Source organism: Veillonella parvula (assembly GCF_902810435.1).
GTDB lineage: Bacteria > Bacillota > Negativicutes > Veillonellales > Veillonellaceae > Veillonella.
The window spans coordinates 543,263-564,293 of the sequence record NZ_LR778174.1; the positions used below are offsets into that span (position 1 = coordinate 543,263).

The 21,031-nt window shown below is 40.0% G+C and carries 23 protein-coding genes and 1 tRNA gene; 22 read left to right on the forward strand and 2 right to left on the reverse strand.

Going from position 1 to position 21,031, the window contains the following annotated elements; genetic code table 11:
* Positions 1–7: 7 nt before the first annotated feature.
* A tRNA-Ser gene (locus FNLLGLLA_RS02340) sits at positions 8–98 on the reverse strand.
* Positions 52–597 carry a tRNA adenosine(34) deaminase TadA gene (tadA, locus tag FNLLGLLA_RS02345; RefSeq protein ID WP_024061301.1) on the reverse strand — a complete coding sequence of 182 codons (546 nt, stop codon included), beginning with the start codon at positions 595–597 and terminating at the stop codon, positions 52–54. Before tadA ends, FNLLGLLA_RS02340 begins: the two co-directional genes overlap by 47 nt.
* Before the next feature lie 83 nt (positions 598–680).
* Here tadA and FNLLGLLA_RS02350 point away from each other — a divergent pair, with 83 nt between their 5' ends.
* From FNLLGLLA_RS02350 to FNLLGLLA_RS02455, 22 genes are all read left to right on the forward strand, one after another.
* Positions 681–1,307, forward strand: coding sequence for a trimeric intracellular cation channel family protein (locus FNLLGLLA_RS02350; RefSeq protein ID WP_004693621.1), 627 nt, complete (start codon positions 681–683; stop codon positions 1,305–1,307).
* Positions 1,308–1,455: 148 nt separating this feature from the next.
* Positions 1,456–3,270 carry a DUF4127 family protein gene (locus tag FNLLGLLA_RS02355; RefSeq protein WP_021147812.1) on the forward strand — a complete coding sequence of 605 codons (1,815 nt, stop codon included), beginning with the start codon at positions 1,456–1,458 and terminating at the stop codon, positions 3,268–3,270.
* 10 nt (positions 3,271–3,280) lie between these two features.
* Positions 3,281–4,402, forward strand: a complete 1,122-nt coding sequence (locus FNLLGLLA_RS02360; protein ID WP_021147813.1) for an acyltransferase — start codon at positions 3,281–3,283, stop codon at positions 4,400–4,402.
* 282 nt (positions 4,403–4,684) lie between these two features.
* Positions 4,685–5,542, forward strand: a complete 858-nt coding sequence (locus FNLLGLLA_RS02365; RefSeq protein WP_021147814.1) for an aminotransferase class IV — start codon at positions 4,685–4,687, stop codon at positions 5,540–5,542.
* 55 nt (positions 5,543–5,597) lie between these two features.
* Positions 5,598–6,644, forward strand: coding sequence for a methionine ABC transporter ATP-binding protein (locus FNLLGLLA_RS02370; protein WP_021147815.1), 1,047 nt, complete (start codon positions 5,598–5,600; stop codon positions 6,642–6,644).
* On the forward strand, positions 6,625–7,278 hold the full coding sequence (locus FNLLGLLA_RS02375) for a methionine ABC transporter permease (protein WP_008715638.1): 654 nt from the start codon (positions 6,625–6,627) through the stop codon (positions 7,276–7,278). Before FNLLGLLA_RS02370 ends, FNLLGLLA_RS02375 begins: the two co-directional genes overlap by 20 nt.
* 9 nt (positions 7,279–7,287) lie before the next feature.
* Positions 7,288–7,584, forward strand: coding sequence for a YerC/YecD family TrpR-related protein (locus FNLLGLLA_RS02380; RefSeq protein WP_004693609.1), 297 nt, complete (start codon positions 7,288–7,290; stop codon positions 7,582–7,584).
* 65 nt (positions 7,585–7,649) lie between these two features.
* Positions 7,650–8,444: a TSUP family transporter gene (locus FNLLGLLA_RS02385; RefSeq protein WP_021147816.1), complete on the forward strand. Its 795-nt coding sequence runs from the start codon at positions 7,650–7,652 to the stop codon at positions 8,442–8,444.
* A gap of 11 nt (positions 8,445–8,455) precedes the next feature.
* On the forward strand, positions 8,456–9,223 hold the full coding sequence (locus tag FNLLGLLA_RS02390) for an SDR family NAD(P)-dependent oxidoreductase (protein WP_021147817.1): 768 nt from the start codon (positions 8,456–8,458) through the stop codon (positions 9,221–9,223).
* 126 nt (positions 9,224–9,349) lie between these two features.
* On the forward strand, positions 9,350–10,201 hold the full coding sequence (locus tag FNLLGLLA_RS02395; RefSeq protein WP_021147818.1) for a hypothetical protein: 852 nt from the start codon (positions 9,350–9,352) through the stop codon (positions 10,199–10,201).
* A 22-nt stretch (positions 10,202–10,223) separates the two neighbouring features.
* Positions 10,224–10,568 (forward strand): YkvA family protein, encoded by a 345-nt coding sequence (locus tag FNLLGLLA_RS02400; protein WP_012863982.1) that lies wholly within the window; start codon positions 10,224–10,226, stop codon positions 10,566–10,568.
* Between the two features lie 116 nt (positions 10,569–10,684).
* On the forward strand, positions 10,685–11,104 hold the full coding sequence (locus tag FNLLGLLA_RS02405; protein WP_012863983.1) for an acyl-CoA thioesterase: 420 nt from the start codon (positions 10,685–10,687) through the stop codon (positions 11,102–11,104).
* Entirely contained in the window at positions 11,097–11,900 is an 804-nt protein-coding gene (gene murI / locus FNLLGLLA_RS02410; RefSeq protein WP_012863984.1) for a glutamate racemase, read from the forward strand. Before FNLLGLLA_RS02405 ends, murI begins: the two co-directional genes overlap by 8 nt.
* Before the next feature lie 12 nt (positions 11,901–11,912).
* On the forward strand, positions 11,913–12,452 hold the full coding sequence (locus FNLLGLLA_RS02415; protein ID WP_004693598.1) for a hypothetical protein: 540 nt from the start codon (positions 11,913–11,915) through the stop codon (positions 12,450–12,452).
* A 12-nt stretch (positions 12,453–12,464) separates the two neighbouring features.
* On the forward strand, positions 12,465–13,115 hold the full coding sequence (locus FNLLGLLA_RS02420) for a coenzyme F420-0:L-glutamate ligase (RefSeq protein WP_004693597.1): 651 nt from the start codon (positions 12,465–12,467) through the stop codon (positions 13,113–13,115).
* Positions 13,116–13,308: 193 nt separating this feature from the next.
* Positions 13,309–15,021: a hydantoinase/oxoprolinase family protein gene (locus tag FNLLGLLA_RS02425; RefSeq protein WP_156697208.1), complete on the forward strand. Its 1,713-nt coding sequence runs from the start codon at positions 13,309–13,311 to the stop codon at positions 15,019–15,021.
* Positions 15,011–16,429, forward strand: a complete 1,419-nt coding sequence (locus FNLLGLLA_RS02430; protein WP_156697209.1) for a histone deacetylase family protein — start codon at positions 15,011–15,013, stop codon at positions 16,427–16,429. Before FNLLGLLA_RS02425 ends, FNLLGLLA_RS02430 begins: the two co-directional genes overlap by 11 nt.
* A gap of 163 nt (positions 16,430–16,592) precedes the next feature.
* Complete coding sequence (rph, locus tag FNLLGLLA_RS02435) at positions 16,593–17,348, forward strand: ribonuclease PH (RefSeq protein WP_156697210.1); 756 nt, start codon at positions 16,593–16,595, stop codon at positions 17,346–17,348.
* 1 nt (position 17,349) lies between these two features.
* A complete protein-coding gene (locus FNLLGLLA_RS02440) occupies positions 17,350–17,925 on the forward strand; it encodes an XTP/dITP diphosphatase (RefSeq protein ID WP_156697211.1) in 576 nt (191 codons plus the stop codon).
* Positions 17,926–17,991: 66 nt separating this feature from the next.
* Complete coding sequence (locus FNLLGLLA_RS02445) at positions 17,992–18,489, forward strand: metallophosphoesterase family protein (protein WP_156697212.1); 498 nt, start codon at positions 17,992–17,994, stop codon at positions 18,487–18,489.
* Between the two features lie 77 nt (positions 18,490–18,566).
* On the forward strand, positions 18,567–19,349 hold the full coding sequence (gene speD / locus FNLLGLLA_RS02450; protein WP_008715652.1) for an adenosylmethionine decarboxylase: 783 nt from the start codon (positions 18,567–18,569) through the stop codon (positions 19,347–19,349).
* A 287-nt stretch (positions 19,350–19,636) separates the two neighbouring features.
* Positions 19,637–20,842 (forward strand): NAD(P)-dependent malic enzyme, encoded by a 1,206-nt coding sequence (locus tag FNLLGLLA_RS02455; RefSeq protein WP_156697213.1) that lies wholly within the window; start codon positions 19,637–19,639, stop codon positions 20,840–20,842.
* Positions 20,843–21,031: the final 189 nt, after the last annotated feature.

Sequence of the window (21,031 nt, forward strand, 5' to 3'; positions counted from 1 at the left end):
TTTTATATGGCAGAGGAGGAGGGATTTGAACCCCCGCGCCGGTTGCCCGACCTACCGCATTTCGAGTGCGGACCCTTCAGCCTCTTGGGTACTCCTCCGTGTTTTACGGCGCTCTTTAAAAAAGTCTTTCATGATTTGACTACATTCATCACCAAGGATCCCCGATGCTAATTCGGGTTCATGATTTAAACCAGGGTGAGAGAGTACATTGAAAAGAGACTCTACAGCGCCTCCTTTGTAATCACTTGCACCATATACAACACGGTCAATACGACTGTTGATGATGGCTCCAGCGCACATCGGACACGGCTCTATCGTAACATACAGGGTACAACCAGTCAACCGCCAACGCTTGAGTACATCGCATGCTTCGCGGATGACGAGCACCTCTGCATGAGCCGTTGCATCGTTATCTAATTCGCGGCGATTATGGTGGCGTGAAATGATTGTATTGTTTTGAACTAAAATGGCGCCGATAGGAATTTCTCCTAGAGCATAAGCTTTGTGGGCCTCCTCTAGGGCAAAACCCATAAAATATTCATCACGGCTACGCTCATCCATATTTTTAATCTCTATAGGTGTAATGTTCTTTGTCATTCTCATACCTCTTAATGTATAATATCTTACATAAAGTCTATCATAGTGTGCGCAGTTATGCGAATAGATTGTGTGAGGGTATTATGGATATTATTTGGTATATATTTGATATGATTGGCACTATTGCCTTTGCTATCTCTGGAGCACTTGTTGGGGTGGCGCGGAGAATGGATATATTTGGTATGGCTGTATTGGCACTGGCCACGGCAATCGGTGGTGGAATTGTACGGGATGTTCTCTTGGGGTATTTTCCGCCGAATTCGTTACGCAATATTGTATATGTAACTGTGGTTATTTCCGTAACAATTATCGTATTTATTATCTATAACAGCCGTTATCGCAAGCATGCTATGGGCCCTCGTAGCCGAGCAAGCTATTTATTAGCCGACGCTGTGGGGCTAGCATCGTTTACAGTAACTGGAGCATCTGCAGGGTTTAAACTATATCCTGAGCTGCCAATTTTCATTGTTTTATTAGGAACTATTACTGCCGTTGGAGGTGGTATTATCCGAGATATGCTGGCTCAACGGATTCCCTCTGTTTTAAAAGAAGATGTGTATGCTCTACCTAGTGTTATTGGGGGCATCGTTTATTACTTAATGGTTATTTCTAACTGGGTTGGAGAGGCTGTATATGGTGCTTTTACCGTTGTACTAGTTATCCGTTTACTAGCTATTAAATATAATTGGAGCTTACCCAAAGTGCGCTAAAGCTAAAGGCACTGCATTTGAGAAATAACAGGTAAATGATATAATTATACTATTAAGTATTTCATAAAAGTGTCAGAAAAAAAGAGTATTATATAAGAGTTAATTTTCGAGTCGAGAGTACTCGTGTACACAGAAGGAGATTTGCTTTATGACAAATAAATGGTTGAAAGTAGCATTAATGGTTACAGCCATTGCTACAGGTACATCCATCAATATTGATGCAGAAACCGTATTATATGTACCTCAAGATGATCGTCCTGTAAGTTTGCAATATACAGTCGATACAGCTCGTGAGGCGGGTATGACTGTGTTGACACCACCTCAACACTTGATTTCTGGTAAGACGTACCAAGGTCAAGCTGATCAAATTATGGCTTGGGTAGAGCAAAATGCAGGTCGTGCTGATGTTATGGTATTAAGTACAGATACTCTTATTTATGGAGGTCTTGTAGATTCTCGTAAACATAATATTCCGCTTAGTACGTTGCAAAATCGCTTGAAACGTATTGAAGGTTTAAAAGCGCGTAATAAAAATGTACGCATCTATGGCTTTGGCACCGTAATGCGTTCTCCACGTGCGAGCGGTGGTGGTACTGAACCGGCCTACTATGCGGAATATGGCCCAACAATCTTCCAAATTGCTGCATTACAAGATAAATTGGATTCTGGCTCCTTAACGCAAGAAGAAACTCAAAAATTGATGAGTCTGCAAGCCTCTGTTCCTGTGGAATACTTGCAAGACTGGTTTGACCGCCGTCAAAAAAATATGAAAATCAACAAAGAGTTGATTGATGAAACTCGCAGTGGTGTATTCGACTACTTTGCATTAGGTCATGATGATACATCTCAATTATCTCAATCCGCACTAGAAGGTCGTTACCTCAACAAATATTCCAAGGATATTTCTGTTGAAAAATACGGTAGCTTCCCTGGTGCTGACCAACTTGGTCTCTTGTTGATGGCGCGTTCCCGTACCGATGTGAGCACAGAAAAACCTACATTCTCCGTAATTTATCCACTCGGTGGTGGCGGTAAAACATTGCCAGGTTACGAAGATCAAACGATTGATAAAACAATTGCTCAACACGTTGAGGCTGTAGGTGGCACAATGGTGACACAAGGTAAACCAACTGTATTATTGGCTGTTAATACACCTCTTACAACGAGCACAGGCGAGTCTGAAAACTTCGAAAACTTCCCGATGATCTCCAACTCTACAAATGCTTTCGTAGATCGCATTCAACAAGCTGTTGACTCTGGTGTGAACGTAAGCGTTGCAGATATTGCTTTCAATAATGGTGCAGATAATACATTGGTATCCGCTATGTACAAACGAGATTTGTTGTACAAAATCGGTGCGTATAATGGTTGGAATACAGCAAGTAACACAGTAGGTTACGCTATTGCTCAAGGATTATTGCTTAAATCTATGAGTCCAGAAGGTCATCGTGATATGTTGACGCAACAATATTTGGATAACTGGGCATATCAAGCAAATATTCGTAAAGATATTTATCGTATGCAAGATTCTATCAGAACAGATAATGTTCGTTACTCTGGTGAATTAAATGAACGTCTTGAAAGTTATTTAGGTGAACGCATTCAAGATTTCGCTGAAAAATACCTTAAAATCAATCCTCGTACAGTAAAAGCTACATTCCCATGGGGACGTCTATTTGAAACGGATATCACTGTTTATGACAAACCAGTGGTACCACTTGAAAAAGAATTACGCTTGAAACGAGAAGCTGAAGCAAAAGCTAAGGCTGAAGCAGAAGCTAAGGCTAAGGCAGAAGCGGCTGCTAAAGCAAATGGTCAGGCTGTACCAGCACAAGCCGCACAACCTGAAAAAGCTGCAACGCCTCAAACACCTACATCTACCCCTCCTGTAGTTAAACAACCAGCTACAGAGTCTCAAGGTCCACGTGTGGTACCGACACCTGCAGTGGCACCTGGTCAATAGTGAATAGGCAATGGCTATGAAAAAAGCATTTTTACCGGAAATTACTTATATGCGAGGCCTCTGTATGCTCGGTGTTATCGGCATTCATGTAGGATCTTACGCATTGCAAAATCCTTTTGTAAATTTAGAACTCATCAGCGTGTTAGAAATTCTCTCTCGCTTTGGAGTGCCTGCGTTTTTCTTTCTCTCTGCATTTGGCTTGTTTTATCATACCTCGGTAGAGGGACCATTCTCATATAAGGAATTTATGCACCGCCGCATTCAGGTGGTGCTATTTCCATATATTACGTGGTCCATCTTTTACTTGCTATATACAGGGATGACAGCTCATAACCTTGGCAATTTACATCCAGGGCCGTTGGCGATAAATCTACTCTTTGGTACCTCTATGTATCATCTATATTTTATGGTTATTTTGCTATGGTTCTACGTGATGATGCCATTATGGCGGGCCATGGTGAAAGTCATCTTAAAACGGCCTGTATTTTGGCTGGTGTTACTTTTTGTCATCCAAGTTGGTATCGATTATGTTTCGTCTTACATGCTTGGCCGTTGGGTAACAGAAAATCTAAGCAATCAGCCAGTTCTTAAATATCTTTTTGATATGCGACTCAACTATTGGGTTATTCATTATGTGTGGATTTTCCTTTTAGGTGCCGTATGTGCTGAACGATATGAAATCGTCTGCGAATATATGTGGCGTTATCGTTACCTTTTAGGCGTCAGTGCGGTAAGCTCTATATTATTGATGCTTGGCTCTTATTACTATGTCATGGACGTATGGCATTATACTGTGTTAGAAGCAATTTACACGGTACATCAAATGAGTCCTATGGGCGTTCTTTATACAGGATTGGGAACGATGTTTAGTTTATTCCTATTCCAAAGGCTACCTATGAATGTGACTATGGAGTCCATTTGGTCTGAGATAGGCGATAAATCGTATGGTATTTATTTAGCGCATCCATTTTGGTTGTTAATCATTTCTGGTGTGATGGCTAAATATAATCTCTTGTATACGGTGACCAACGTGCTAATTATGTATGTTATGGCGTTGGGATTATCCTATTTGTCTACGGTGGCTCTTAATTATGTGCCTAAATCTATCCGTAAATTTATACTGGGGCATTAGTTTAGTATGAGAACTATTTTATAGAGAGCCCTAATTGGTGCTAGTACGTTAATGGTGTACGTAGTTTTAGTTAGTTTTGTAGTGCTGATTTAGTATAAAAATAATATTTGTTATACATCCGCTAGGATATAGTTTTTAACTATGGTATCCTAGCGGATTTTTGTATATCGAATTAATATCTTTCACAAAGTAAAGTGTGAAAATTTAAAAGTAATTGTGTTATAATAAGTCCATGATGATTACCACTTGATAGAGTAACGAAATAGAAAAAGAGGTGCTCCTATGCAAGAATTAACATATTTTAACGGTGAATTCGTCGAATCAGGTGCCAAAGTTATCAGTATTGATGACCGTGGCTATTTGTTTGGTGACTCTGTATATGAAGTTGTTCGCGTCGTAAAAGGCCGTTGCTTCGCTTTGTCTTACCACCAAGATCGTTTGTATCGCTCTATGCGTGAAATGGATATCCCTGTAAAAATGACCCCTGATGATTTGACAGAATTGCACGAAATTTTGATCGAGCAAAGTGAAATCAAAGAGGGCTATATTTATTTACAAATCTCTCGTGGTGTAGCATCACGTCACCATGCTTATGATCGCTCCAAATTAGAACCACAAATGCTTATGTTTATCCGTACCTTGGATTTAGATGAAGTTAATAAATTGGGTGAAGGTGTAAAAGCGATAGCTTTACCTGATGAACGTTGGGAGCATGTAGATATTAAGACTACAAACTTGATCCCGAATATCTTGGCACAAACAAAAGCAGAAAAGAAATTTGCCTATACAGCAATGCTATTTCGCGATGGTATTTGCACAGAAGGTGCAACATCTAATGTGTTTGCTGTTAAAGATGGTATCTTGTACACGCATCCAGCGGATAATCATATCTTAAAAGGTATTACGCGCCAAATGATCTTAACGCGTGTAGCACCATCTTTAGGTATTACCATTATTGAGAAAGAATTCAATCGTAATTTTGTAGATGATGCGGATGAATTATTCTTTACCGATACAATTGGTGGTGTCATCCCAATTACTAAGCTAGACAGAAATTTAGTATCTGGTGGTAAACCAGGTGCCATTACACTTCGTCTACGCGAAGCACTAGAAAAATTGATGGAAGAAGGGCTACCTTGATAGATAAGTTGCTTTCATCAAATGATACACATTTACCTTAAGAAAGGAAATTATTTTGATACAATTAGAACACATTAGTAAAGTCTATGAAGGTGCTACTCGTGTGGAAGCGTTGAAAGATATTAGCCTAAATGTGAAAGAAGGCGAAATCTTTGGCATTATCGGCCAATCCGGTGCCGGTAAATCCACCTTGATTCGTTGCATCAATATGCTCGAAGCACCTACATCTGGCTCTGTTATCGTAAATGGTACAGATTTAACAACACTTAGCAAATCTGATTTGCGTAAAGCGCGCAAAGATATTGGCATGATTTTCCAACATTTTAATCTCTTGTCCTCTCGTACCGTATATGACAATGTGGCATTTCCGTTGGAATTACAAGGAATGAGCAAATCTGAAATCAAGGAACGCATTACGCCAATTCTTGATATTGTAGGCCTTACAGACCGGATGAACAACTATCCATCTCAATTGTCTGGTGGTCAAAAACAACGTGTTGGTATTGCTCGTGCATTGGCCTCTAATCCAAAGGTTCTCCTTTGTGACGAAGCTACATCTGCCCTTGATCCTCAAACAACAGATTCTATTTTGAAATTGTTGAAAAATATTAATGAGAAGATGGGGCTCACTATTGTACTCATTACACATGAGATGCACGTTATCCGTGAAATCTGTGATCGCGTGGCGGTTATTGAAGGCGGTGTCATCCTCGAAGAAGGTAGTACTATTGAAGTATTCACACATCCTCGCGAAAATACGACAAAAGAGTTTATTAGCTCTGTAGTGAGTGATAACTTACCTCCAGAAGCATTGGAACATCTAGAGTTGCATGATCAATGGATTGCAGGGACCGCACCATTAGTACGCCTCAAATTTACAGGACAAGCAACAGATGAGCCTGTAGTAGCAGGCCTTGTAAGACGCTTTAATTTAGATGTAAGCATCCTTTTTGGGGGCATTGATTACATCCAAAATACGAGCGTTGGTCGCCTTATCGTTATTTTGAATGGTGACCCAGAAAATGCGCAAGAAGGTTTGGACTACATCAAAACGTTACCAATTGAAAGCGAGGTGATCGGTTATGTCAGAGCAAATCATTAATCTACTCATAACTGGTACCCTTGATACATTGCAAATGACGATAATTTCTACCGTAATGGCAATGTTATTAGGTATTCCTCTTGGTGTTGTTCTGGTCGTTACTTCTAAAGGTCATATCTTGGAGAATGTAACACTCAATAAAGTATTGGGTGCCATTGTCAATGCCACGCGTTCTGTACCTTTCATCATCTTGATGGTTGCCATCATTCCGTTTACTCGTATGGTGGTAGGTACCTCCATTGGTACAACTGCAGCATGTGTGCCGTTGACCATTGCGGCCATTCCATTTTTGGCACGCCTAGTAGAAACGTCTATTAAGGACATCAATTTTGGCGTTATCGAGGCGGCTCAATCCATGGGGGCAAGCCCATTACAAATCATTTGGAAAGTATTATTACCAGAAGCATTGCCAACAATTATTGACAATGTAACGGTGCTTATCGTTAACCTCATCGGTTACTCTGCGATGGCTGGTGCTATTGGTGGTGGTGGTCTTGGGGATATTGCTATCCGATATGGTTACCAACGTTTCCAAGCCGATATTATGATCGCTACAATCATCATCTTGATTGTATTGGTACAAGTTGTACAAATGATTGGTGATGCTTGGTCTAAAGCGATGAATAAGAAGTAGGAGGATCCTATGAGTATCAATGAAAAATTGAGAAGTCAACAAAATGACGAATTGTTCACCGCCATTTTAACGCTTGAAAATACAGAGGAATGCTATGCATTTTTTGAAGATATCTGTACGATTAACGAATTAAAAGCATTATCTCAACGCTTACAAGTAGCAAAAATGCTTCGCGCAGGGGATAGCTATGAGAAAATCGTAGAAGAAACGGGTGCGAGTACTGCTACGATTAGTCGTGTAAAGCGCTGTTTAGTATATGGTGCGGATGGTTATACATTGGCCCTCGATCGTCTAGGTGCAAAATAAAATAAATTAGCATGACAACGGTGGCCTTTGGCGACCGTTGATGTGCTATCTGTAGGAGGTTTATTATGGAGTGGCTCATTGCGGTAACAGGTTTACCATTTGATATCCTTATACTCGTTTTACTCGCCGTAGCTGGTGCGTTTGCTGGCTTTGTAGACTCCATTGTGGGCGGCGGAGGCCTCATTTCTGTACCTGCCATGTTATTAACAAATCTTCCACCTAGTATGGCTCTGGGCAGCAATAAATTATCCAGTATTTTTGGTGCTGGCAGTGCATCGATTACATTTTTGAGAAATCACATGGTTGATTTTTCCCTAGTTCGCAAATTATTGCCTTTTACCTTTGTGGGTTCTATGCTTGGTACATTGGCGGTTGTTTCTTTACCACCGCTATATGTAAAGCCTATTATCATCATATTACTTGTTTGCGTAACACTCTTTGTGGTGTTCAAAAAAGACTGGGGTGAAATCAATCGTACATCTCAGGTAGCAGGAAAAGCGCTATATATTTGTATGACTTTTGCTCTTGGCATCGGTGTATATGATGGCTTTATAGGCCCTGGTACAGGTACATTTTTGATTATGGGCTTTATCTTTACAGGTTTTGATTTCTTGCATGCTTCTGCTAACGCAAAGATATTGAATTTTACTAGTAATTTGGCGTCTCTATTGGTGTTTTTATATTTAGGACACGTCAATGTTAAGTATGGTCTTGCCACCGGGGCAGGTCAAATTATAGGTGCTTATTTAGGCTCGCATTTGGCAATTGCGAAGGGCTCATCTTTGGTGCGAGTTGTATTCTTGTCGGTAACGACAGTTATGTTGTTGAAATTAGTCTATGACTATATTTCAACATTATAGGAGGGCAAGGTATGCCTCATAAAAGTGATGTTCAAGTGGCCTTGATTAGTGGTGGTACATCGGGTATTGGATTTGCTACGGCAAAGCTTTTACTCAAAGAAGGTTGGTGTGTAGTCATCAATGGTCGAAATGAAAAAGTTGGTCAAAAGGCTAAAACTAAGCTACGTCGTTACTCCTCTAAGGTACAATATATTCAAGGTGATGTATCTAAAATTGAGGACTGTCAGCGAATTGTAAAAGAAACAGTAGATTTATTTGGTGGGGTGTCTGCTCTTGTAACAGCTGCAGGCTATTATGAAGAAGAGTTGCTAGCTGATGTTACAGAGGCAGCTTTTGATGAAATGTTTGGGACTAATGTAAAAGGTACTGTATTCTTATGTCAAGCGGCGCTTCCCTATTTACGATCATCAAAGGGCAGTATTGTAACAATCGCTAGTGATGCAGGTTTACAAGGTAATGTAGCGTGTTCTGTATATGGTGCATCAAAGGGGGCTGTAGTGAGCTTTACAAAATCTCTATCCCTTGAAATGGCACCTCACAGCGTTCGTGTAAACTGTGTGTGTCCTGGTGATGTAGATACATCATTAGTGGACAAACAGATTGCTAATGCCAATCAAGATGCGGCAGCTGCAAAGGCTGAAATGGGCCAACATTACCCATTAGGTCGCATTGCTAAGCCCCATGAAATTGGCGAAGTAATTGTATTTTTGTTGAGTAATAAGGCTTCTTTTGTGACAGGTGCAGCATGGACAATCGATGGTGGACTCACAAGTTGGTAATATAGAAAATATTAGAAGCTGTTATATATGGATAATTAGAAAAATTCATTTCACTTCTATCAATAGAATGGTATAATAATACTAATAATAAGACCTATAGTTGGTTCACAACAAAGGAGAATACTTATGGCAGAATATAATGGCGTAACACTTGAGCCACTTATGGATGGATCTCAAGATCGTGACTATCAAGTTGAACAATTTATTTTCTGGGGGGCAGGTCGTGCGGCAGCATTGGCATTATCCTCTAAATTCAGCAGTGTCGCTTTGTGCGCCAATGCTACGTACATGGTAACTCGTATTGCTCATCTTTATGACGTAGAATTGCAAGCTGGTGCTGTAGTTGGTTTAGTAGGTGGTCTTAGCACAGCTGTAGGTACAGCTGCAGTATCCCTTCTAATTCCAATTAAAGCTGTTCGCGTTCCTGTAGCTATCGGTTTAACTTATGCTATAGGTAAAATTGCAAATATTTGGATTCAAGATGGTATGCCTTCTGATATCGAACGTTACAAACCGATGGTTGCTGAATTCCTTGAAAATGGTAAAGCTATTGCTTCTGAAATCGTTCGTGATGCAAGTGCTAGTATTCCTTTCACTCAAGGTCAACGTGATGTATGGGCTGGGATTGCTAATGAAACAGGTCTTGCTAAAGAATCTTTAAAGCAAGTTTACGAAGAAAAAGTAACACCTGCCATCAATAAATGGAATAATGAAACAAAATACCAAATTCATGATAACGCAGCAGAAGTTGTAGCAAAGGTTTCTGATGCAGCGAAAGAAAAACTTGATTCTGCTAAAGAAGGTATTGAAGTAGCTAAAGAATTCGCAAAAGGTGGTGTAGAAGTGGCAAAAGCTTCTGCACAGGTAGCAGTAGAAACTGCAAAAATTAAAGCTTCTGATGCTGTAGAGACAGCAAAAGATGTTGCTACAAACACTGTTAACACAGCGAAAGATAAAATTGGCGGTTTGCGTAAATAAACGCTGAAGGATTATTATTACTATGAATCCATTTAAGATTATTAAATATGGTAAGTATTTTAGCGAATCAAGATTTTTAGGGTTTCTTGGTCGATATGGTAAGAAACTTGCCTTTGTACAACAAGCAGTAACCTTGTTCCTTTGTTTTCGCGACAAGGATACTCCCAAATATGTAAAAGCGGTCATTGCAGGTGCCTTAGGATATTTGGTATTACCTATTGATATTGTACCGGATACGATTGCTGTATTAGGTTGGGTAGATGATGTGGCAGTACTCGGATTAGCCTTTAAGATTGCGAATCGTTATATCAAAACGAGTCATCAAGAAGAGGCAAAAAAATTCTTTCCATTTGGTAGCAGTCGCTAACTTTTACCATTTTAGGCAGTTTGATCCACAGTGATTGAACTGCCTTTATTTATTTGACACCCTAAAGTAATAGATATAGAATAAAAATTGTATACTATTTAAAAAGGACAGAATTTATGCATATTGCTTCAGTAAATGTACGATTTTATGAAACTGATATGATGGGGATTGCTCACCATAGTAATCATTTTAGATGGTTTGAAATGGCGCGCATTGAATTCCTTCGTAAGATCGGTGTCACTTTGTGGGATATGATGAATGAGGATATTGTATTTCCCATCATGAATGTATCTTGCAATTATAAAGAACCTGCGAATTTCGATGATGAACTTCACATCGAAACGTATTTGGTTAAGATGACGAGGGCTCAAATGGTGTTTCGCTATCGCATGCGCCGTGCTAGTGATGGTGCAATACTTGCTACGGGGGAAACTAAGAACGCCTTTATGTCAAAATTAACAGGAAAAATTGTGCGATTAGACGATACTTTCTATCTGCCTATGTTAGCAGCTGTTGAGGAGATGCCGCATGAGTAATGTACAACAATTGCCTATCGGTGTATTTGACTCTGGTGTAGGCGGACTATCTGTGTTAAAGGTATTACAAGAACAATTTCCTAACGAAGATTTTATCTATATCGGTGATAATGCGAATAATCCTGTAGGTAATCGCAGTGATGATGAAATCACTTATTTAGCGTGCCGTATTGCGGAGACGCTAGAAAAGCAGCCTGTTAAGTTGATGGTGATTGCTTGTAACACCTTCACCGTTGTGGCTCTTGATGCGGTACGTGAACTTGTATCTGTGCCAGTTATTGGTGTATCACAAGGTGTAAAAACAGCTATTAATAAAAGTAAAAGCAAGACTATCGGTATTATGGCGACCGTGGCCACTGTAAATAGTCATATTCATAAGCATGTGGCTTTAGAAGTTGATCACGAGGTTTTTGTTTGGGAACAACCTTGTCCAGAGTTGGCGGGGCTTATTGAACAAGGTCATTTAGATGATTACTTTGTTCGTGAAGTATGCAAGGATTATTTAGAACCTTTATTATCTCGAGAAATTGAGGTTGTTGTTTTGGGGTGTACTCATTTTCCATTTGTACAACCTTTACTAGAGGAACTAACATCGTGTCGCATTCAGTTCATTGATCCTGCTTTTGAAACAAGTGAATTGGTTCGTCACAGACTAGAGAGTAAAAATCTTTTCAATCATCAAGATACTGTAGGCACCGTGACATTGTATTTTACAAAGGATGTCGAACTTGGTGATACGTTGAGTGCATCCTTCCTTGATACAAGCCGTCGTACCATTGAACATATTACATTATAAAGGAGATATCCTATGTGGTTTTATAACATCCTCAGTGCAGTAATAGCTATTATTGTGGCTGTTGCAGCTCTGTACTTATTATTCCGTTTGTTTGTGTTGAAACAAGGTAATGAAAATATTGTCTTATTAGCGAAACGGGCAACGAACTTCCAAGTATCTGATCGTAGTTTTGAGTCCATTACTTTGTTCTGTGATATACCATTTGTAAATAAAGGGCGCCAATTGGGCACAATAATGGACTTATTTCCACGTCCATTATTACCAGAAGAACATTTTGATGCAGTTAAAGTAAATGCTTGGGCTATGGATATTAATCGTCCGCGTCAAGATGGATACTTTGAAGCTATAATTATCAAACCACGCAAAGGTGGCACAATTCGTGTATATGTTACATTAACAGGTAAAACTGGCAATATTCGAGAAGATATTAAGGGATTCCCTTATATGGACATCGATATTTACTACCAAATCGTAGGCCGGACAGACTATCATATCGATAAACAGCGTATTCGTTTGACTGCTGAAGAAGTTCAAGCAGCAATGGTTCAATAAGGAGGCATAACAATGGCAGAATTAGAGTTAGTATGTGTGCCAACACGTATCCTTACAGATAATGATGACATCGTTGATGCTATCGTTGAATTTGGGGGACATAATATTGGACCTGAAGATATCGTATGCGTTGCTGAATCTGTAGTAGCTATTACGCAAGGTCGTTTTACACGTCCTGAAGAACTAAATGTGTGCTGGCAAGCTCGTTTAATTAATCGTTTTATCCATCCAGATGGTTCCATGGCATCTATTTATGGTATGCAATCGGCTATGAATTTGGATGGTAAATGGAAGGTATTAGGTGCTTTTATTTTAGGTGCTATTGCTAAAATTTTCCGTAAACCAGGGGTATTCTATGCAATTGCTCGGGCTGCATCCTTAACAGATGATGTAACGGGGACTATGCCTCCATTTGATAAGCACATTGTATTTGGTCCAAAGGATCCCGATAAAGTGGCTGAGAAAATTGTATCTCGCACAGGTTGTTATGGTGCCGTTGTAGCTGACGTTAATGACTTGAAGCGGTCCGCTATTTTAGGCACAAGCCGTGGCATTGATGCTAAAAAAATTGCACAATTGTTGATTGATAATCCATTTGGTAACGATAGTCAAATGACTCCGATTGTTATCATCAAAAATTACGCATCTGTATCTGGTAAATAACAGAAGGCTGTACTCATCACATAGAGATGGGTACAGCTTTTTTATATAATGAGCCTGAATATGGACTATACGCAGATTTGAATAGGGATTGCATATTAGATCAAATAGAGAGTATATGGTAGCTTAAATGGAGTTTCCTTTACTCCGTTTTGAGTTTGTAAGGATTCTCTATTCATACTAATAAGGAGGTTATATGTTACTAGGATTAGACGTAGGTGGTACTTTTACCGATGCTGTTATCATTGATGGCCATCGTGTAGTGGCAACTGCCAAGAGGCGGACTACAAAGGATAATCTAATGAATGGTATAGGTGAGGCCTTAGATGCAGTTTTGGAGGGTTATGATGCATCAAATATTGAACAGGTAACTTTATCTACTACCGTGGTGACGAATACCATCGTAGAAGAGAAGGAGCAAGTAGTAGACCTCTATGTGGTTACAGGTCCAGGCCGTAATGTAGATGATATATTCCCTGTGAAACCTATATATCTTCAAGGTTATACAGATCATAGAGGTATCGTTGTAGAGCATACCCCTGCTGATGCGGTACGTGGCATAGCCAACATGGTTCAAGCACGTAGTGGTACTGATTTGGCTGCTGTATCAGCTAAATTTGGTGTACGGAATCCTCAGGAAGAATTATCTATTACAGAGGAATTGAAAAACACATATCATACAATTTCTAATGGCAGTTTATTAAGTGGCTCTTTAAATTTCCCTCGGCGTACTATTAGCGCTTATTTTAATAGCGCTGTGACACCCGTATTTACGGTGTTTAAGAAAAATGTTGAAGATGCTCTCAGTGCACGGAATATATTGGCTCCACTTCACATTTTAAAGGCCGATGGTGGTTCTCTACCTATGGAACATATGGTGAGTCGTCCAGTAGAGACTGCCTTTACAGGCCCTGCTGCAACAGTTCTTGGACTATCGGCTCTCGGCGTTATAGGTAATAAGCATACAGTGGCTCTAGATATTGGGGGTACTACAACGGATATATCCCTTTGGAAGCATGGTAAACCATTGATGACAAAAAATGGTGTATCTATCCGTGAGTATCCAAGTGCAGTGCGATCCTTTGCCGTTACTTCCGTCGGTATTGGTGGGGAATCTGTAATTCGCCTTAAAAATGGTAATCTTACCGTAGGTCCTGAACGAGTGGGACCATCAGTGGCTCTAGGTGGTATAGAACCTACCTTGGGGGATGCACTTATCGTGCTCGGTCATGCAAACTATGGTGACTTTAATCTGGCATCACGAGCTTTACAAGATTTAGCGGATGCTATACAGGCTACATTACGATCTAAAAATGTAAATACCTCAAATAATCAATTAACTCTTATTAAGACTGCCTCTGATGTAGCACGACTAATCGTAGAAAAAGCGTTGCAAACGATTCAACATGGTATTAACGAGGTCGTAAAAGTAGAAAATAAACGACCTATTTATGTGGTAGCAGATATTGTAAATCCTGATGTATTTGTACCAGAACATATCGTTGTGGTAGGGGGCACAGCACCAAGTTTAGGTCCGAGTATCGGGGAGTATCTAGAGTTACCTGTTACGATTCCTGAGAATGCTGCCGTAGCAAATGCTATAGGCGCTGCACTAGCTTTATCTACCATCGAACTCACTGTTCATGTAGACACAAAACGTCGGTTGCTAGTCATTCCTGAATTAGGTGTTAAACAACAAAACTGTACTTTGAAACGAGCGGAACAAGTTGTGGAACGAGCAAAAGAAACTCTTAGTGAAGAGGCGATACGTTTAGGTTTAGATACGGTGCAAGAGATAGAGGTCATTAGCATTGAGGATTTCCCTGTAGTAGAGGGATGGCAATCTATGGAGCGTTTAATTACTGTGAAAGTACAACTGGCGGCGGGGGTGAAACACTATGTGGAATAAAGGACTATCCTATCGAGAGCGTCATGGTATTCTGAATATGGATACTAAACAGGATGAGGCTACGAGCTCTACTATTGATAAAGCTAAATATCATCATAGTTTAGGTCTTGTCTTTTTCCCTGCTTTTGATTGGAAAATTTCTGAAACACATCCTGAACGACAAGAGCGTTTACTCTATACGCGAGATCAAATCGTAGAGGAAGGTTTATTAGATATACCAAATATTAGAGAATATAATCCAATAGTAGCGGATTGGGATACAATAGAGCGAGTTCACGTTGGCGCTCCAGATTTAGAGTCTTGGGTGACGGAAGCCCATCGTGTATCTGCTGGAGGTGCTATTGCGGCAGCTGATGCAGTCATACGTGGTGAAGTAGACCGTGCTTTTGCGTTAGTAAGACCACCAGGTCACCATGCAATGGCTATGGTTCATGGTATTCGCGGCTTCTGTACGATTAATATTGAAGCCGTTATGATCCAACACATGCGCCAAACCTATGGAATCAAACGTGTTGCCGTAGTAGATACCGATGTACATCATGGTGATGGTTCTCAAGATGTGTTTTACCATGATCCTGATACGTTGTATATTAGCTTCCATCAAGATGGACGAACCCTCTATCCGGGAACAGGCTTTATGGATGAATTTGGTGGACCTCAGGCTATCGGTAGTAATATAGATATTCCGCTGCCCCCGGGCACAGGTGACGAAGGCTTGATGAAGGTCATGCGTGAGCTTGTATTGCCTATCCTTGAAGAGTTTAATCCAGATATCGTCATTAACTCGGCAGGACAAGATAATCACTTTAGTGATCCGTTGGCTAATATGCAGGTAACTGCGAAGGGTTATGCAGAATTAGTCGATTTGTTACAAGCAGATATAGCTGTACTTGAAGGAGGCTATTCAGTACAAGAAGCGTTGCCATATGTAAATACGGGTATCATTTTATCCATGGCAGGCCTTGATTACAGCAAAGTTGTAGAACCTGCCTTTGATCCTGTTAAATACAAACAGAGTCAAAATGTAACTAGTTACATAGATGATTTAATCGTTAAGTGGAAGATACAATGGGCTAACCGTCATAAGATGGCCGAAGACGAGCGCGTAGGTGCAGGGGATGTTTGGTCTAATCATTATAACGTGTACTACGATGAAACAGGCGTACAAGAGGAGCGCCTTGAAAAGGTGCGCATGTATAAAGACAAGGTAGGCTGGCATAGCGTGCTCTCGCGAGGACAATACGGACCGTATGGGCCGCAAAGTGTATATGCTATGTTTATACCTTGGCAAGCAGATGAAGGGACGCGTCAAGATGCTATTGTAGAAGCAAAACGAGCCAAAGTAGAAGGGGGAGCAAGCCGTTACGTTGTGGTAGATCCACTTGGTGACGGACAATATGAACTATAATGTTAATTTCCATAAATAATAATGCGAGTCATCATGTTAGAATCGTAAATTATAATATGATTTGTAATACTGAAAAATAGAAAAAATATGATATAATATAAGAAATAACGCCCCTTTGTATAAGGGGCGTTCTAATATTTACTTTTAGAATGGTGAGGTTCCTATGCGCAGCGATAATAGAACAGCGGGTCAATTGCGACCTATTAAAATAACACGGAATTTTACAGAGTATGCAGAAGGATCTGTACTTATTGAGTGTGGTAAGACCAAAGTTATCTGTACGGCTACTGTTGAGGATTCTGTGCCACGCTGGTTAAAAGGTTCTGGGCAAGGATGGGTAACTGCGGAATACTCATTATTGCCACGTTCTACGCAAACTCGCGTGAGCCGTGAGGCCGCAAAGGGAAAACAAACAGGACGGACTGTAGAAATTCAACATCTTATCGGTCGTGCATTGCGTGCTGTTGTAGATCTTGAAGCATTAGGAGAACGTTCTATCACTATCGACTGCGATGTGATCCAAGCGGATGGTGGTACACGAACAGCCTCTATTACAGGTGCCTTTGTAGCCCTCGTTGATGCGGTGGACTTCACCTTTGGCGGAGCAGGCAAATTCCCAATTACTGACTTCTGTGCCGCTATTTCGGTAGGTATTGGTCCTGACGGCCCTATTACAGATCTTTGTTATGAAGAGGACAGTGCAGCCATCGTAGATATGAATGTAGTCCGTACAGGTTCTGGCAATATGGTTGAAGTGCAAGGTACAGGCGAACACGGTACCTTTAACCGTGATGAACTCAATGCTTTACTTGATTTAGCAGAGGCTGCTACAGATGAGCTCATGGCTAAACAACGTGAAGTACTTGGTGCGACAGCAGATAAAGTAGGTAAAGCGTATCCTACAGTTCCGGAGGTGTAAGATGGAACAAATTGTACTTGCTACAGGCAATAAAGGAAAAATTCGTGAGTTTTCAGAGGCTTTCTCCCATTTATCTATCGATTGTGTACCTGTAAAAGCTGTGATTTCCATTGAGGAGCCTGAGGAAACTGGTACAACCTTTATGGAAAATGCTTTGTTGAAGGCTCGCTACTATGCAAAGGCTACGAATCGCCCATGTCTTGCTGATGACTCTGGCATTATGCTTGATGTTCTCAATGGTGCACCAGGTGTATATTCTGCGCGTTATGCAGGTCGTCATGGTGATGACAATGCAAACAACGAGAAGTTAATTCGTGAACTACAAGGGAAAAGTAATCGTACAGGTCATTATGTATGCGCTTTAGCACTTGTATATCCTGATGGTCGAGAAGTGACGGCTGAAGGCTATTGCGATGGACTCGTTCAAGATGAGCCAAAAGGAGAGAATGGCTTTGGCTATGATCCGTATTTCTATGTGCCTGAGTTTAAAAAGACGATGGCAGAGCTTAGTATAGAAGAGAAGGAAACGATTAGTCATCGTGGCCGTGCACTACGTGAATTGATTAACAAGCTTTGATATTTTTGAACTATATGGTATAGTTCATATAAATATATAATATAGTGGCATTAGAGATTAAATACAATGAAACGAATTGGCATTTTAAGTGATACTCATGGGTATCTAGAGGATATCGACCTCGTATTGGAGGCTACTGCCGATCAAGATATCGATATGTGGCTTCATGCTGGTGATTTTGGCGATGATGCACGCTATATGCAGGAACATACGGATATTCCTGTTTATGCGGTGCGTGGCAATAATGATCGTGTGCAACCGCTTGAACCACGAGAGCAATTAATTCCTCTTGAAGATACCTATATTTACATGACTCATGGTCATGAGGTATCATATTATAATCGAATACAAAAACTGATTGAGTTAGGAACTGACATGGGTGCACGACTCATCGTGTCCGGTCATAGCCATCATCATGGGGAGGTTCGTGCCCGTGATGCGGTATTTGTAAATCCTGGTAGTATTTCTTTGGCTCGTGATCGCTCCGGTGGTACCTTTGCCATCGTTACCTACGATAATGGACAGTTTGATGTAGAGTTTGTGTATAAACAAGATATTGTTTAGTTATATGGTGAAAGCTTCGTTTGCGAAACTTTCAAAAGGAATAGTAAGTCTATGCATGGAAAGGGTTATGACATATCATGGATACACCAGTTAAAGCAAAGCCTAAAATGAAGTTATATGGTTTTAACAATCTCACAAAGACATTGAGTTTTAATATTTATGATATTTGTTATACTCGTACGGAAGAAGAAAAAAAACAATACATTCAGTACATTGATGAAGTATACAATGCGGATCGTTTAACGGCTATTTTGACGGAAGTTAGCCATATTATCGGCGCTAACATCCTTAACGTAGCGAAACAAGATTATGATCCTCAAGGTGCGTCTGTTACGATTTTGATTTCTGAAGAGGAAATTGAAAAAGAAGATGTAGTTATGCATCTAGATAAATCTCACCTTACTGTACATACGTACCCTGAAAGCCATCCGCACAAAGGAATTAGTACATTCCGTGCCGACATTGAAGTGTCTACATGTGGACAAATCTCTCCGCTAAATGCACTTAATTATTTAATTCAAAGTTTTGATTCTGATATTCTTACCTTGGATTATCATGTACGTGGCTTTACTCGGGACGTGTCTGGTAAGAAAATTTATATTGATCATCGTATCAATTCTATTCAAAATTACATTAGTGCAAAAACTCGCAACATGTACAATATGATTGATGTAAATGTATATCAAGAAAATATTTTCCATACAAAGATGATGTTAAAAGAATTTGATTTAGATAATTATCTTTTTGGGATTACTGAGTCAGAGTTGAGCGATCGTGAAATCAAGCAAATTAAACATCAATTAAAACAAGAAATGATGGAAATCTTCTATGGACGCAATTTGCCATCTGTAAAAGCTTAAAGACAGCTTTTATGACATTGGTGTGACAGCTTTTACCGTATAATACGAAGATAGATTTGAAGTAGATAAGCTTTATATGGTTTATCTACTTTTTTATAATTTACTTTATAACTATTAGAGCTTAATCTTTATTACTACTGGAGCTTAATGATAGTAGTTTTTAAAAATTTCGAAAAACTATATCGAAAAACTTGAATTATGATTTAGCATTTTGTATAATACAATTAGTTAAAGGTATAAATTACCGACTCTAAAGAGTCCGAGTGTATCCACAAAGGAGAATTGTTATGGACGTACGTGAATTAGCTGTACAAAAAAAACGTGAATTAAAAGGTTTCCTTACTGTAGGAACTAAATATGAATTAAAAGACGCTCATGATTTATCTGTAGCTTACACACCAGGTGTGGCAGAACCATGTTTGCGTATTAAAGATAATGAAGCAGAATCCTTCGAATTAACTTGCCGTTCCAACATGGTTGCCGTTGTATCTGACGGTACTCGTGTACTTGGTCTTGGTGATATTGGCGCTGCAGCAGCATTGCCAGTAATGGAAGGCAAATCCTTATTGTTCAAAAAATTCGGTGATGTAGACTGCATTCCATTGGTTGTAGATACAAAAGATGCTGATACATTGATCAATACAGTAAAATTATTGCAAAAAAACTTTGCTGGTATTAATTTAGAAGATATTTCCTCTCCTAAATGCTATGAAGTTGAAAATCGTTTGAAAGCAGAGTTAGAAATCCCTGTATTCCATGATGACCAACACGGTACTGCAATTGCATGTTTAGCTGGTGTAAAAGGCGCTCTTCGTTTGGTTAAAAAAGATTTAGCTACTGCTAAAATCGTTGTAAACGGTGCTGGTGCTGCTGGTGCAAACATTGCTCGCTTGTTGTACCTTGCAGGTGCTCGTGATATCACATTGTTGGTATCCTCTGGCGTATTGCACAAAGACTACAAACGACTTGACTCTTTGCAAGCTGAATTGATTGATTTGCTCAAACTTGAAGAAAAACATGGCAACTTGGCTGAAAATGCTAAAGGCGCCGACATTCTTCTTGGTGTATCTGCAGCAGGTGCTTTCACAAAAGAAATTTTGGAAAACTTGGCTGACGATGCAATCGTATTTGCAATGGCTAACCCTAACCCAGAAGCTACATATGCTGATATGAAAGCTGCTGGTATCCGCGTTGCTGGTACAGGTCGTTCCGACGCTCCTAACCAAATCAACAACGTAGCAGTATTCCCAGGCGTATTCCGCGGTGCTATCGACGTTCGTGCGTCTCAAATCACTGACGAAATGAAATTAGCTGCTGCTGACGCTTTGGCTCACTTGATTCCTGATAGTGAATTGAACGAAGAAAACGTAATGCCATCCGTATTCGATCCTCGTGTAGCTTCAGCTGTTGCTAAAGCAGTTGCTGAAGTTGCTGTAAAACAAGGTATCGCAAAAAATCCTCAAGCAGTAGAAGATGGTAGCTACGAAGGTTAATCTATTTGCTTTACTAGCATTTTAAAATCTTATATAACTATAGAACAATACAACATGCACCTCGAAAGGGGTGCATGTTTTTATATGCTCGATTAAGCATATGATTGGCTTTATACTATTAGGGTGAATAATTTATAGATTAAAATGATATGGAGGCGTAGGCGTATAGGATAATAGAAGTAAGGATAG

Coding starts and splice junctions, on each gene's coding strand:
- tadA (WP_024061301.1), bottom strand. CDS start 597: ATGACAAAGAACATTACACCTATAGAGATTAAAAATATGGATGAGCGT.
- FNLLGLLA_RS02350 (WP_004693621.1), top strand. CDS start 681: ATGGATATTATTTGGTATATATTTGATATGATTGGCACTATTGCCTTT.
- FNLLGLLA_RS02355 (WP_021147812.1), top strand. CDS start 1,456: ATGACAAATAAATGGTTGAAAGTAGCATTAATGGTTACAGCCATTGCT.
- FNLLGLLA_RS02360 (WP_021147813.1), top strand. CDS start 3,281: ATGGCTATGAAAAAAGCATTTTTACCGGAAATTACTTATATGCGAGGC.
- FNLLGLLA_RS02365 (WP_021147814.1), top strand. CDS start 4,685: ATGCAAGAATTAACATATTTTAACGGTGAATTCGTCGAATCAGGTGCC.
- FNLLGLLA_RS02375 (WP_008715638.1), top strand. CDS start 6,625: ATGTCAGAGCAAATCATTAATCTACTCATAACTGGTACCCTTGATACA.
- FNLLGLLA_RS02380 (WP_004693609.1), top strand. CDS start 7,288: ATGAGTATCAATGAAAAATTGAGAAGTCAACAAAATGACGAATTGTTC.
- FNLLGLLA_RS02385 (WP_021147816.1), top strand. CDS start 7,650: ATGGAGTGGCTCATTGCGGTAACAGGTTTACCATTTGATATCCTTATA.
- FNLLGLLA_RS02390 (WP_021147817.1), top strand. CDS start 8,456: ATGCCTCATAAAAGTGATGTTCAAGTGGCCTTGATTAGTGGTGGTACA.
- FNLLGLLA_RS02395 (WP_021147818.1), top strand. CDS start 9,350: ATGGCAGAATATAATGGCGTAACACTTGAGCCACTTATGGATGGATCT.
- FNLLGLLA_RS02400 (WP_012863982.1), top strand. CDS start 10,224: ATGAATCCATTTAAGATTATTAAATATGGTAAGTATTTTAGCGAATCA.
- FNLLGLLA_RS02405 (WP_012863983.1), top strand. CDS start 10,685: ATGCATATTGCTTCAGTAAATGTACGATTTTATGAAACTGATATGATG.
- murI (WP_012863984.1), top strand. CDS start 11,097: ATGAGTAATGTACAACAATTGCCTATCGGTGTATTTGACTCTGGTGTA.
- FNLLGLLA_RS02415 (WP_004693598.1), top strand. CDS start 11,913: ATGTGGTTTTATAACATCCTCAGTGCAGTAATAGCTATTATTGTGGCT.
- FNLLGLLA_RS02420 (WP_004693597.1), top strand. CDS start 12,465: ATGGCAGAATTAGAGTTAGTATGTGTGCCAACACGTATCCTTACAGAT.
- FNLLGLLA_RS02425 (WP_156697208.1), top strand. CDS start 13,309: ATGTTACTAGGATTAGACGTAGGTGGTACTTTTACCGATGCTGTTATC.
- FNLLGLLA_RS02430 (WP_156697209.1), top strand. CDS start 15,011: ATGTGGAATAAAGGACTATCCTATCGAGAGCGTCATGGTATTCTGAAT.
- rph (WP_156697210.1), top strand. CDS start 16,593: ATGCGCAGCGATAATAGAACAGCGGGTCAATTGCGACCTATTAAAATA.
- FNLLGLLA_RS02440 (WP_156697211.1), top strand. CDS start 17,350: ATGGAACAAATTGTACTTGCTACAGGCAATAAAGGAAAAATTCGTGAG.
- FNLLGLLA_RS02445 (WP_156697212.1), top strand. CDS start 17,992: ATGAAACGAATTGGCATTTTAAGTGATACTCATGGGTATCTAGAGGAT.
- speD (WP_008715652.1), top strand. CDS start 18,567: ATGGATACACCAGTTAAAGCAAAGCCTAAAATGAAGTTATATGGTTTT.
- FNLLGLLA_RS02455 (WP_156697213.1), top strand. CDS start 19,637: ATGGACGTACGTGAATTAGCTGTACAAAAAAAACGTGAATTAAAAGGT.